This window comes from Microvirga sesbaniae (assembly GCF_025460805.1).
Lineage (GTDB): Bacteria > Pseudomonadota > Alphaproteobacteria > Rhizobiales > Beijerinckiaceae > Microvirga > Microvirga sesbaniae.
Map to the genome: position 1 here is coordinate 170,322 of NZ_JAMXFJ010000008.1, position 12,796 is coordinate 183,117.

General features: G+C 66.6%; 13 protein-coding genes. 8 read left to right on the forward strand and 5 right to left on the reverse strand.

Annotated elements, in window-relative coordinates:
- From OCW50_RS13895 to OCW50_RS13925, 7 genes are all read left to right on the forward strand, one after another.
- Complete coding sequence (locus OCW50_RS13895) at nt 1–1,857, forward strand: ABC transporter permease (RefSeq protein WP_262297956.1); 1,857 nt, start codon at nt 1–3, stop codon at nt 1,855–1,857.
- Nucleotides 1,854–2,630 (forward strand): ABC transporter ATP-binding protein, encoded by a 777-nt coding sequence (locus OCW50_RS13900; protein WP_262297957.1) that lies wholly within the window; start codon nt 1,854–1,856, stop codon nt 2,628–2,630. Before OCW50_RS13895 ends, OCW50_RS13900 begins: the two co-directional genes overlap by 4 nt.
- Nucleotides 2,627–3,340: an ABC transporter ATP-binding protein gene (locus tag OCW50_RS13905; RefSeq protein WP_262270381.1), complete on the forward strand. Its 714-nt coding sequence runs from the start codon at nt 2,627–2,629 to the stop codon at nt 3,338–3,340. The genes OCW50_RS13900 and OCW50_RS13905 overlap by 4 nt, the downstream gene beginning before the upstream one ends.
- Before the next feature lie 106 nt (nt 3,341–3,446).
- Nucleotides 3,447–3,761: a 2Fe-2S iron-sulfur cluster-binding protein gene (locus OCW50_RS13910; RefSeq protein ID WP_173949453.1), complete on the forward strand. Its 315-nt coding sequence runs from the start codon at nt 3,447–3,449 to the stop codon at nt 3,759–3,761.
- Nucleotides 3,762–3,831: 70 nt separating this feature from the next.
- Entirely contained in the window at nt 3,832–4,875 is a 1,044-nt protein-coding gene (locus OCW50_RS13915) for an NAD(P)/FAD-dependent oxidoreductase (RefSeq protein ID WP_262297958.1), read from the forward strand.
- A gap of 173 nt (nt 4,876–5,048) precedes the next feature.
- On the forward strand, nt 5,049–6,287 hold the full coding sequence (locus tag OCW50_RS13920) for an allantoate amidohydrolase (protein WP_262297959.1): 1,239 nt from the start codon (nt 5,049–5,051) through the stop codon (nt 6,285–6,287).
- Nucleotides 6,288–6,297: 10 nt separating this feature from the next.
- Nucleotides 6,298–6,738 (forward strand): GNAT family N-acetyltransferase, encoded by a 441-nt coding sequence (locus OCW50_RS13925; protein WP_262297960.1) that lies wholly within the window; start codon nt 6,298–6,300, stop codon nt 6,736–6,738.
- A 6-nt stretch (nt 6,739–6,744) separates the two neighbouring features.
- Here OCW50_RS13925 and OCW50_RS13930 read toward each other — a convergent pair whose 3' ends face one another.
- Entirely contained in the window at nt 6,745–7,260 is a 516-nt protein-coding gene (locus tag OCW50_RS13930; RefSeq protein ID WP_262270385.1) for a GNAT family N-acetyltransferase, read from the reverse strand.
- A gap of 80 nt (nt 7,261–7,340) precedes the next feature.
- On the opposite strand from OCW50_RS13930, the gene OCW50_RS13935 reads away from it, so the two are divergent.
- Complete coding sequence (locus tag OCW50_RS13935) at nt 7,341–7,646, forward strand: hypothetical protein (RefSeq protein ID WP_262270386.1); 306 nt, start codon at nt 7,341–7,343, stop codon at nt 7,644–7,646.
- A gap of 52 nt (nt 7,647–7,698) precedes the next feature.
- Here OCW50_RS13935 and OCW50_RS13940 read toward each other — a convergent pair whose 3' ends face one another.
- From OCW50_RS13940 to ugpA, 4 genes are all read right to left on the reverse strand, one after another.
- The gene (locus OCW50_RS13940) at nt 7,699–9,330 is read right to left on the reverse strand and encodes an HAL/PAL/TAL family ammonia-lyase (RefSeq protein ID WP_262297961.1); all 1,632 of its coding nucleotides are present in this window, start codon (nt 9,328–9,330) and stop codon (nt 7,699–7,701) included.
- A 463-nt stretch (nt 9,331–9,793) separates the two neighbouring features.
- Nucleotides 9,794–10,870: a sn-glycerol-3-phosphate import ATP-binding protein UgpC gene (locus tag OCW50_RS13945; RefSeq protein WP_262270388.1), complete on the reverse strand. Its 1,077-nt coding sequence runs from the start codon at nt 10,868–10,870 to the stop codon at nt 9,794–9,796.
- 112 nt (nt 10,871–10,982) lie between these two features.
- Nucleotides 10,983–11,828 carry a sn-glycerol-3-phosphate ABC transporter permease UgpE gene (gene ugpE / locus OCW50_RS13950; protein ID WP_262270389.1) on the reverse strand — a complete coding sequence of 282 codons (846 nt, stop codon included), beginning with the start codon at nt 11,826–11,828 and terminating at the stop codon, nt 10,983–10,985.
- Nucleotides 11,828–12,709, reverse strand: coding sequence for a sn-glycerol-3-phosphate ABC transporter permease UgpA (gene ugpA / locus OCW50_RS13955; RefSeq protein WP_262297962.1), 882 nt, complete (start codon nt 12,707–12,709; stop codon nt 11,828–11,830). The genes ugpE and ugpA overlap by 1 nt, the downstream gene beginning before the upstream one ends.
- Nucleotides 12,710–12,796 lie beyond the last annotated feature (87 nt).

Genomic DNA, 12,796 nt, shown 5'->3' on the forward strand with positions numbered 1-12,796 from the left:
TTGCTGGCGCTGGATCCCTCCTTTCTCGCCGTCCAGGCCCTGAGCGGCCTTTCCAGCGCTTCATCGCTCTTCATCGCGGCCTGCGGCCTGACCATCGTGTTCGGCGTCACGCGGATCGTGAACTTCGCGCATGGTTCGCTCTACATGATCGGCGCCTACACGGCCGCCACCCTGATACCGCGCCTGCTCGATCTCTCCTTCGGGCCCATGACCTTCTGGGCCGGCATCCTGGCATCGGCCCTGATCGTCGGCCTCATCGGCGTCATCATCGAGGTCCTGCTCCTGCGCCGCATCTACGGCGCGCCGGAACTCTTCCAGCTGCTTGCCACCTTCGGGGTCGTTCTGGTGGTGCAGGATCTCGTGGTGCAGGTCTTCGGGCCCGAGGACATTCTCGGACCCCGAGCCCCGGGCCTGCGCGCCCCCGTTGAAATTCTCGGCAGGCGCTTCCCGTCCTACGAGCTCGTGCTGATCGCGGCCGGCCCCGTCGTCCTCGGGCTCGTGTGGCTCCTCCTGCGCAGGACGCGGTTCGGCGTGCTGGTGCGGGCGGCCACTCAGGATCGGGACATGGTGGCGTCGCTCGGCGTCAACCAGGCGATGCTGTTCACCGGCACGCTGTTCCTCGGCGCCTTCCTGGCCGGCCTTGGCGGCGCGCTGCAGATCCCGCGCGTCTCGGCCCATACCGGCATGGACCTGTCCATCATCGCCGAGGCTTTCGTCGTCACCGTGGTCGGCGGCATGGGCAGCGTGCCCGGCGCGTTCCTGGCCGCGCTCATCATCGGGCAGCTGCAGGCCTTCGGCATCCTGATCGTTCCGAAGAGCACCCTCGTGGTGGTGTTCCTGCTCATGGCCGTGGTGCTGGCGATCCGGCCCTACGGCTTCTTCGGGCGCGCCGAGGTGGTCGGCGGGTCCCATGCGGTGGGAATCGCCAGCCGCAAACCCTTGCCTGGCCGCTTCGCCATGCTGCTCGCCGTCGTGGCGGGGCTCGCCTGTCTCCCGCTCGTGGCCGACGCCTATCTGCTGAAGGTCGCGACCGAAATCCTGATCTTCGCGCTCTTCGCCTTCAGCCTGCAGCTCCTCATCGGCGTCGGCGGTGTCGTGAGCTTCGGCCACGCGGCCTTCTTCGGTCTTGGCGCCTACGGCGCAGCGCTCGCCGTGAAGTGGTTCGGCCTGTCCATGGAGGCCGCCCTTCCCGCCGGGCTCGCCCTGGCGGCTTTGGGCGCCGGACTGATCGGCGCTTTCGTGGTCCGCCTGTCCGGCATCTATCTCGCCATGATGACGCTCGCCGCCGCGCAGATCCTCTTTGCGGTCGCGTTCCAATGGGTGGAGGTGACCGGCGGCGATAACGGCATCGTCGGCGTCTGGCCGGCGGGCTGGGCCGGCGGACCGGTGCCCTACTATCTCTTGACCGCCGCGCTGACCGTCGTGGCCGTGCTGCTCCTGAGACGGATCATCGACGCGCCCTTCGGCTATGCCCTGCGGGCCGCTCGCGACTCGGAAGCCCGCGCGGAGGCGATCGGCCTGACGATCCGCCGGCACCGTTGGCTCGCCTTCATGATCGCCGGCGCGGCAGCCGGGCTCGCGGGCGGGCTCTATGCCTTCTCCCGCGGCTCGGTGGATCCGAGCCTGCTCGGGATCTCGACCTCCGTCGATGCGCTCACCATGCTGCTCCTCGGCGGCATCCAGACCGTCATGGGCCCGCTCGCCGGGGCGGCCGTCCTGCACGCCTTGCGAGACTGGGTCATGCCGCTCACGTCGCTCTGGCGCCTGATGCTGGGCCTGAGCATCATCGCCATGGTGCTGATCTTTCCGCGCGGCCTCGTCGGCACGGTTCGGGATTGGTGGGAGGCGCGCGAATGACGCTTCTTTCCGTGAGCGGCCTGCAGAAATCCTTCGGCGGCGTGGTGGCGGCCCGCGACGTGGAATTCACCGTCGCGCGCGGCGAGATGCTCGCCGTCATCGGCCCCAACGGCGCGGGCAAATCCACCGTGTTCAACATGGTCGGCGGCCAGCTGCGTCCGGATCGCGGCCGGGTTCTGCTCGACGGTCATGACATCACCCATGCCTCGCCGCAGAAGCGCTTCCGCCGCGGTGTGGGACGCACCTTCCAGGTAGCCCAGACCTTCCTGTCGATGAGTGCCGCGGAAAACATCCAGATGGCCCTGATCAGCTGCCGGCGGCAAAGCGGCGGCCTCTGGTCGCCGGCCCGGGAGCGTCACCGCGAGAAGGCGGTCCAGCTCCTCGCCCGGGTCGGGATGGCGGAGGCCGCGGATGTCCCCTGCTCGGCCCTGGCCTATGGCGACGTGAAGCGGGTGGAACTCGCCATCGCGCTGGCCGGAGAGCCCAAGCTCCTTCTGATGGACGAGCCCACGGCCGGCATGGCGCCCCGCGAGCGGACGGAACTGATGGATCTCACCGCGTCCATTGCCGACACGCAGGGGATCGGCGTCCTGTTCACGGAGCACGACATGGACGTGGTCTTCGGCCATGCGGCCCGGGTTCTCGTGCTTCTGCGCGGCCGGATCATCGCAGCCGGCGCGCCCGACGAGATCCGCCGGAACGAGGAGGTCAAGCGGGCCTATCTCGGGGACGAGCATGCCCTGGAGCGACCAAAGGGAGCAAGGCCCGCATGAGCAAGCCGCTGCTCGAGATCTGGAATCTCTGCGCCTTCTATGGCCGCGCCCAGGTCCTCTTCGACGTGACGTTCCGGCTTCATCCCGGCGAGGTCATGGCCCTGGTCGGCCGCAATGGGGCCGGCAAGACCACGACCTTGAAGGCGATCATGGGGCTGGTTTCGGCCTCAGCCAAGCAGGCGACCTTCAAGGGGCACTCCCTCGACCGGCTGCCGACCTACAGAATCGCCCGCCTGGGGCTCGGCTACGTGCCAGAGGACCGGCGCATCTTCACGGATCTCACCGTCGAGGAGAACCTGGAGACGGGACGGCGCCCCGCCGGGGCCGGCCGCTCGCCCTGGACGCCGGAGCGGCTCTTCCGTCTGTTTCCCAATCTCGCCGAGATGCGGGGACGGCGCGGCAACCAGATGTCGGGGGGCGAGCAGCAGATGCTGTCCATCGCCCGTACGCTCATGGGCAACCCGGACGCGATCCTGCTCGACGAGCCCTCCGAGGGCATCGCGCCGGTCATCGTCCAGACGATGGCCGAGGCGGTCCGGGCCATGAAGGCGGAGGGGGTGGCGGTCCTCCTGTCCGAGCAGAACTGGGCCTTCGCGGCCGGCATCAGCGACCGTGCCTGTGTCATCGAGCGCGGCGAGATCCGCTTCCAGGGCTCCATGGCCGAGCTCATGGCCGATGAGGCCCTGCGGGCGGAAACCCTCGGGGTTTGATGCCCTAAACCGTTGACGGAGCGGGCCGAAAGGACGATATCAGCCCATCCGGCGCAGCCCCTTCCGCGCCCCATCCCAGATTGCACGCAAGAGGAATTCCCGCTTCATGGGCGTCATCCATGTGACCGACCGGGCCGGCCAGCGCCACACCCTCGAGGCCATCGAGGGCTGGCGGGTGATGGAGATCATCCGGGACTGGGGCCTGCCCATCGAGGGCCTGTGCGGCGGGGCCTGCGAATGCGCGACCTGCCACGTCTTCGTCGCCGAAGAATGGCTCGGCAGGCTCTATCCGCCCACCGAGGAGGAAGAGGACCAGCTCGACACCGTGATGACGCAGCCCAATTCGCGCCTCTCCTGCCAGATCCTCTGGACTCCCGAACTCGACGGCCTGGAGGTCACCCTCGCGCCGACCGGGGCCTGACCGTCACCCTGCCACATTGCCAAAGCTGAAGAGACCGTGTTTCGAAAGGGTCTCTCGAAGGAGCCTGTTCATGACCGACCATATCGAAACGGACGTCGTCATCATCGGTGCCGGGCCCGTGGGCCTGTTCGCCGTGTTCGAACTGGGCCTCCTCGACATCAAATGCCACCTCATCGACATCCTGCCCAAGGTGGGCGGGCAATGCGCCGAACTCTATCCGGAAAAGCCGATCTACGACATCCCCGGCTTCCCGATGGTGACGGGCCAGGGCCTCGTCGACAACCTGATGGCGCAGATCGAGCCGTTCCATCCGACCTTCCACCTGAACGAGATGGTGGAGAGCCTGGAATCCATCGGCACCCCCGAGGCGCCCCTGTTCCGGGTCAGGACGTCCGAGAACGGCACCACCTTCACCTGCAAGGCCGTGATCATCGCGGCCGGCGGCGGCTCGTTCCAGCCCAAGAAGCCGCCGATCGAGAACATCGAGGCCTATGAGGGCACCGGCGTGTACTACGCCGTGCGCAAGATGGAGATGTTCCGCAACAAGAAGGTGCTCATCGTGGGCGGCGGCGATTCCGCCCTCGACTGGACGGTGAACCTCCAGCCCATCGCCAAGCGCCTGACCCTCCTGCACCGCCGCGACGCCTTCCGGGCCGCGCCGCACACGGTGGAGAAGATGCGCTCTCTCGTGGCCTCCGGCGACATGGATCTCCATCTCGGCCAGGTGACCTCTCTCAAGGGCGAGGAGCCCGTCCTGGAAGGCGCGGTGATCCGAAAGGACGACGGCTCGGAGTTCACGGTCGATTGCGACGTGATGCTGCCGTTCTTCGGGCTGACCATGAAGCTCGGTCCGATCGCCGACTGGGGTCTGAACCTGCACGAGAACCTGATCCCGGTCGATACGGAGAAGTTCGAGACCAACGTGTCCGGCATCTTCGCCATCGGCGACATCAACACCTATCCGGGCAAGCTTAAGCTCATCCTCTCGGGCTTCCACGAAGGCGCGCTGGCAGCCCAGAAAGTGCACCGCTACGTGTATCCGGAGAAGAAACTCCTGTTTCAATACACGACCTCGTCCACGAGCCTGCAAAAGAAGCTCGGCGTCGCGGCCTGAGGCCTTTCACGCCGCGTTTCGCCGACCAATTCTGCATGTCATGGCCGGGCTCGTCCCGGCCATCCCGGTCGAGAAGCGCTGCGCTTCACGCCATCCGGATCGCCGACACGGGGCCGGCGAGGCAATCGCTCTTCCTCTTGCGAAGCAGGCCGGTTCCTGAAACTCTCCGGTCCATGACCAGCACGACAGATCTCACCCTCGGCCGCCGCGTGATGGCGATGATCGAGGATCTCGCCCAGCATACGGACGAACCCGGCCGCCTCACCCGCCTCTATCTCTCCGACGCCCATCGCCGGGCGGCGGACGCCACGCTCCGCCTGATGCGGGAAGCCGGTCTGAACGCCCATATCGATGCTCTCGGCTCCGTCATCGGGCGGATCGAGGGCACCGATCCGGAAGCCCCTGCCCTCCTCATCGGCTCCCATATCGACTCCGTGGTCGATGCCGGCCGCTACGACGGCAATCTCGGGGTCGTGCTCGGCATCGCCGTGGTCGAAGCCTTGCGGCGGCAGAACCTCGCCCCCTCCTGCCCCATCGAGGTCGTCGCCTTCGGTGACGAGGAGAATGTGCGCTTTCCGAGCAACCTCTCCACGTCCCAGGCGCTTGCGGGCCGCTTCAACCGGGCCTGGCTCGACGGCCGGGACCGGGACGGGATCACCTTCCGCGAGGCGCTGATCCGCTTCGGCGGCGACCCGGATGGAATCGCGGCGCTTGCCCGCGACCCGGCGCGGTACCGCGGGTACCTGGAGGTGCATATCGAGCAAGGACCGCTTCTGGAAGCAAAGGACCTTCCAGTGGGCATCGTGTCGGCGATCAACGGCATCACGCGGGCGCGCTGCAGCGTGATCGGTGAAGCGGGCCATGCGGGCACCGTACCGATGACCATGCGCCGCGATGCGCTCGCGGCCGTGGCCGAGATGATCGGCATCGTCGAGCGCGCAGGCTCGACACGCACCGACACGGTGGCGACCGTGGGCGCGGCGCAGGTGCAGCCCGGCGCGATCAACGTCATTCCGGCGCGGGTCGATTTCACCCTCGATGCCCGGTCCCCGGACGATGCGGTGCGGCTTGCGATGGTGCAGGACATCGTGACCGAGTGCCAGGCCGCCGCGCAGAGGCGGGGTGTGGCGTTCACCATCGAGCCGTTCATGGAATCGCCCGCGACGCCCATGGACAAGGGTTTGGCCGGGGAACTCGAAGAGGCCGTGAGGAGCCTCGGCCTCGAGCCGCTGCATCTCTCCTCGGGCGCCGGTCACGACGCGGTCGCGATGGCCGGACTCTGCCCGTCCGCCATGCTCTTCGTGCGCTGCAAGGGCGGCATCAGCCACAACCCGGCGGAGTCGATCACCGTCGAAGACGCGGATGTGGCGGCCCGCGTGCTGATGGACACGGTCAAGCGGGTTGCCGCGTGAGATCCGCGTGATGAAACAGGTTCCGACAATCGCGTTCGTCGACGATGCCTCCGCGCTGCATCCGATCGTCCTGGAGGGCGTGCGGGACTTCAACAGAACTCTCTTCGCCGGCCTTCCACCGGGCCGCGATCTCGCCATCGCCCTCCGGGATCCCGACAGCAACGAGCCTGTCGGGGGGCTCTGCGGCCGCATGAACGGCGGCTGGCTCGCCATCGAGCTCCTTTTCGTGCCCGCGGCCTTCCGCGGCATGGGCCTTGCCACGCGGCTGATCGCGATGGCCGAGGACGAGGCCCGAAGCAAGGGCTGCCACTCGGCCTGGATCGACACGCTCAACCCCAGGGCGCTCGAACTCTATCGGCGCCTCGGATACGAGATCTTCGGCGAACTCGAGAATTATCCCGTCGGCGGCAGCCGCTTCTTCCTGCAGAAGAAGCTCGGGCCCGTGACCTGACGCGGATCATCCGCGCCACTCATCCGCGAGCACGGCCCAGCGCTCGTGATCGCGCCATTCCCCGTTGATCTTGAGATAGCGCGGTGAATAGCCTTCCTGGCGAAAGCCGAGCCGCGTGACGAGCGCTCGGGACGGTCCGTTGCCCGGCTGGATGTTGGCTTCGATGCGATGCAGGCCGAGTTCGCCGAAGGCATGCGAGACGACGAGTCCCACCGCCTGGCTCATGAGCCCGCGCCCGCTCATGCCGGCCATGCCGTAATAGCCCATATAGGCGCTCTGAAAAAAGCCCCGCACGATCTCGCTCAGATTCACCACGCCGACGATTTTGCCGCTCGCCCGCTCACGGGCGATGAAGCCGATGGAGCGGTCGCCGTCGCAGCGGTTGAGATAGCCGAGGAAGCTCGCATGATCGCGGCAGGGAGAGACCCAGGGTTCATGCAGGTCGATGCTGGCGAGATTCCCGGCAACCAGCTCGGCCGCGTCGGAGACGTGAACGGGACGGATCATAACGCGTGACGACATGAGGTTCATTCCAGCTTCAGGAACCATGGCATACACACATCGTTGTCGTCAGCCCCTCCTCACAACATAAGGAATGGTCCATGCGAGCCATCATTCTCCCCGCCTTTGCCCTTGTCCTCGGCGCCGGCTTCCTTGCTGCACCGCAAGAGGCGCAGGCCCGTTTCGGCGCCGAGCAGCTGCAGGCGCCGACCCTTGTGGACAATGTGCAGTGCGTCACGCGCCGCGTCCGCACCGTTCTCCCGAACGGCCGGGTGGTCTTCCGGACCGTGCGGGATTGCGGCGTGCGGCCGGGCTGGGGCCGGGTCGATCGCTGCCGCACGGTGCGCGAGCGCGTGGTGCGGCCCAATGGACGCATCGTGTACCGCGAGGTTCGCCGCTGCCGCTGATCAAGCGCAGCACTGATGAATCGAGGGCCCGGTCGCACCGGGCCCTTTTTCCTTACTCGAGTTCTCCGACGGCGCTCTCGACGGCTTCGACCACCGCGCCGGACCGGACCAGGTCGAGCGCCTGGCGCATCTCGGTCGCGTACCAGCGATCGCCTTCGAGCGCCGGCGGAATCACGGCCCGAATGGCCTCCATGGCGGCGCGCGAGCCCTTGCCGAGCGGATGATCCGTCGCGAGCGGCTCCACGAGCGTGAGCGCCTGCGCGGCCATCAGCAATTCGCCGGCCACGATCTGCTCCACGTTCTCGACGACAATACGCGCCTTGCGCCCGCACCAGGTCGAGTTGGAGACGTGATCCTCGGCATTCGACTTGCCGGGAATGGAGTCGACCGAGCCCGGCGTCGCCAGCCCGCGGTTCTCCATCACCAGCGCCGACAGGGAGCACTGCACGGTCGCAAATCCCGTGTTGAGACCGCGCTTGCCGGCGAGCAGGTTGCGCGGCAGCCCGTAGGACATGGTAGGGTCGATCAGGCGCGCGAGGCGCCGCTCGGAGATCGCCCCGAGATCCGCCATGGCGATGGCGAGGAAGTCCATCGCCTGCGCCATGTACTGACCGTGGAAGTGCCCGCCCGAGATCGACACGTAGCCGCCCTGGCCGTCGTCGAAGATCAGCGGGTTGTCGGTGGCAGAGTTCATCTCCGTGCCGATGATGCGCTCCACGTATTCCACCGCCTCGATGGCGGGCCCGTGAACCTGCGGCGTGCAGCGCAGGGAATAGACGTCCTGCACGCGGGGAGCCGCCGGGGCTCCGGGCTGACGCGGCTCGTCGGGAAACACGATGTCGCGCGCGGCCTGCGAGCAGCGCTTCGTGCCGTCGAGGATGCGCAGCAGGTTGCGGGCCACGCGGGCCTGTCCCGGATGAGGACGCGCCCTGTGCACGCGGGGATCGAAGGCCGCGAGCTCGCCGCGCATGGCCTCGAGCGACAGGCACATGGCGATGTCGGCCTGCTTCAGCAGGCGGCGCGCGTCGTGCGTGGCCAGCGCCCCGAGGGCGAGCGACGTGGTCGAGCCGTTGATGAGAGCGGAGGCATCCTTCGCGCCGAGTTCGAAATCGGGATCGAAGCCGGCCGCCCGGATGGCCTCGCGGGCCGGCAACCGGCGGCCGTGATAGATCATCTCGGCCTCCTCGAAGCCGCAGACCGCGCCGGCCATGTGGGCGAGCGGCGCAAGATCGCCCGACGCGCCGACGGAGCCTTTTTGCGGAATGACCGGATGCAGGCCCGCGTTGACGAACGCGATGAGGCGCTCGACCAGCTCGACGCGCGGGCCGGAATAGTTCGACGCGAACGCATTGGCCCGCAGGAGCATCATGGCGCGGGTCACGTCCTCGGCGAAGGGCTCCCCGACCCCGGTGGCGTGGGCATAGACCGTCTTGCGCTGGTAGGCCGCCATGTCGCTGATGAGGACGCGCTGGTCCTTGAACAGGCCGACGCCCGTGTTGAAGGCATACATGAGCGGCGCGTCATCGTGCATCCAGGTGCGGTCGATGTAGTCCCGCGTCGCCGCAATGCGCTCGCGCGCCTCCGGCGCCAGGGCGGCGGGCGCAAAGGCTCCGCTGGCATCGGGGCGCGCCACGCGCACCACATCCTGAATGCCGAGAGTGGCGCCGTCGAGCTTGACCGTCATCGCTGTTCCTCACGTTGAAGGAAAAGGGATACCGAGGCTTCGAACGCCGTGCAACCGCCTCGACGTCGTCACCGGGCCTGTACCGGTGACGACGTCGCGGGGGAACACCCGGTCCGGCACTGACACCCTCCGACGTCATGGCCGGGCTTGTCCCGGCCATCCCGATCCGAAAGGCGCGGCGTTCCAAGCCATCGGGATCGCCGGCACGAGGCTGGTGATGACGTTGAGGGCCAGCCATGACGCGCCGAGGAAGCCGGTCCCGTGGCGCGCGACCGACGACCCTGGCCATTACCCTTCCCTCCGGGGCGCACGGGAGCCATCCTTCGGGACGGGCCTGCGGCCCGCCTCGGGATGAGGGTGGAGACGGGGCGAGGGACATGACGGCGCCCGCACGGCGAAAGGGCCCCGAGCTCAAAGCCCGGGGCGCCTGGTCTCCATGACGGCCGGCTCGGCGGCCGGGAGGTCAGGCCTTGCCGAGACGGCGGGTGGTCTGGGGGTCGAAGAGATGGACGTTGGCCGGGTCGACCGACAGGGTCAGCCGGCGGGTCTCGGCCGGGATCTGACCGGTGGAGGCCTGAACGACGAAGTCGGCGCCCGCCACCTTGCCGTGGAAGAGCTGGGTCGCGCCGAGTTCCTCCACGAAGTCCACATCCATGGAGAGAGAGCTCGAGCCGGCGCCGCCCGCCTGGACGTCCTCCGGACGCAGGCCCACCTCGATGGCAGAGCCCGGCGTAAGGCCGTCGCGCATGTCCGTGACCGTGATCACCTGTCCGCCGACCGACACCCGGCCGGGCCCCTCGACCTTGCCGGGCAGGATGTTCATGGGCGGCGAGCCGATGAAGGTGGCGACGAACCGGGTCTCGGGCCGGCGGTAGACGTCCGACGGGGTGCCGACCTGCTCGATCTGACCGCCGGACATCACCACGAGCTTGTCGGAGAGCGTCATCGCCTCGACCTGGTCGTGGGTCACGTAGATCGACGTCACGCCGAGAGCCTTCTGCAGGCGCTTGATCTCGACCCGCATCTGCACACGCAGCTTGGCGTCGAGATTCGAGAGCGGCTCGTCGAACAGGAACACCTGGGGCTTGCGCACGATGGCGCGGCCCATGGCGACGCGCTGGCGCTGACCGCCGGAGAGCTGTCGCGGCTTGCGGGTGAGGAAGGATTCGATGGCCAGGATGCGGGCCGCTTCCTTCACGCGTTTCTCGATCTCGTCCTTCGGCGTGCCGCGGTTCTTCAGGCCATAGGCCATGTTGTCGTAGACGGTCATATGCGGGTAGAGCGCGTAGTTCTGGAACACCATGGCGATGTCGCGATCGGCCGGCTCGACCTGGTTCACGACCCGGTCGCCGATCTTCACCTCTCCGTCGGAAATCGTCTCGAGGCCCGCGATCATCCGGAGCAGCGTGGACTTGCCGCAGCCGGACGGGCCGACGAGGACGCAGAAGGAGCCGTCCTCGATTCCGAGAGAGACGCCCTTCACGGCCTCCACATTGCCCGCATAGATCTTCCTGACGGTATCGAGTGTGACCCCTGCCATCGTTTCGTTCCTTTTATCGTTGCCCGCGCCGCCCTGGGCCGCAGGCGAAAATTTCGATGATGTGAGAAGGAGCCCCTCCGCCGAAACGGAAGGGCCCTGCGCGTTTCCCGCGTCACTTCTCCGTTTCGACCAGACCCTTCACGAAGAGCCTCTGCATGAAGATGACGACCAGCACCGGCGGCACCATCGCCAGCACGGCCGTCGTCATGGCGATGTTCCACTCCGTGAGCGCATCGGTGGTCGTGATCATCTTCTTGATGCCGATGACGATGGTCTGCATCGAGCTTTTCGTGGTGATCAGCAGCGGCCAGAGATACTGGTTCCATCCATAGATGAACTGAATCACGAAGAGTGCCGCGATCGTCGTCATGGAAAGCGGAAGCAGCGTGTCCTTGAAGAAGCGGAACGCGCCCGCGCCGTCGATCTTCGAGGCTTCCAGAAGCTCCTCGGGAATGGTCATGAAGAACTGCCGGAACAGGAGCGTGCCGGTCGCCGACGCGATGAGCGGCAGGATGAGACCGGAATAGGTGTCAAGGAGGCCCAGATCCGCGACGATCTTGTAGGTCGGATAGATACGCACTTCGACCGGAAGCATCAGGGTGATGAAGATGACCCAGAACGCCGTCCTGCGGAACGGGAACCTGAAATACACCACCGCATAGGCCGACAGGATCGAGATCAGGATCTTCCCGAATGCGATTCCCAGCGCGACGATCATGGAATTGATCATCATGCCCATCACCGGCTCGCGGGCCGTCTTGCCCCCGTAGAACAGCGCCCGGGAGTAGTTTTCCAGCGTCTGATCGCCCGGGGTCAGCGGCATGTTGCCGTTGATGATGGTGGCGGTGTCGAATGTCGACGCCATGATCGCGAGATAGACCGGGAAGGCCACCAGGATGACGCCGATGACCAGCGTCAGATAGGCCATGAAGTCTCTAAAGGGACGATTCTCGACCATCAGTACTGTACCTTGCGTTCGACATAGCGGAACTGGATGGCGGTCAGCGCGATCACGATGACCATGAGGACCACCGACTGGGCGGCCGACAGGCCAAGATCACCACCGGACCGCCCATCCGCATAGACCTTGTAGACGAGGGTCGTGGTCGTTCCGGCCGGACCGCCGCCCGTCACGGCATCGATGATGCCGAACGTCTCGAAGAACACGTACACGATGGTCACGACGAGAAGGAAGAAGGTGGTCGGCGACAGCAGCGGGAAGATGATCGTCCAGAAGCGGCGTACGGGCCCTGCGCCGTCGATGGCGCCGGCTTCGATCACGCTTTTCGGAATCGCCTGCAGGCCGGCGAGGAAGAAGAGGAAATTGTAGCTGACGTGCTTCCAGGTGGCGGAGAGCACGAGCAGGATCATGGCATCCTTGCCGTCAAGCATGGGGTTCCAGTTGAATCCCAGGATGTTGAGCGGGCGTCCGAGCGTGCCGAGCGTCGGGTGGAACATGAACATCCACAGGACGCCCGCAATGGCGGGAGCCACCGCATAAGGCCAGATCAGCAGAGTCTTGAACGCGTGGCCGCCCCGCAGGCTCTTATCGGCCTGTGTGGCGAAAAGGAGCGCGACTGCGAGGGAGAAGAACGCCACCAGGGTCGAGAAGATCACCGTTGTGACCATGGCCCGATAATATTCAGGCTGCTCGAACACGGCACTGTAGTTCTCGAAGCCGACGAATTCGGAGCTGAGACCGAAGGCGTCCTCCCGCAGGAACGACTGCCAGATGGCCTGCGATGCAGGCAGATAGAAGAAAATGATGGTGATCGCCATCTGCGGAACGATCAGCAGAAGTGGCAGCGTCCAACCTGAAAAATGAGCTCGTTTTTCCATCGCGATTACGGCTGTCCGGATGATGGGGGCAGATGGCGGCGGCAACCGGTCTGCGAAGGTGATCCATAAGATCATCCCGGGCAGCGG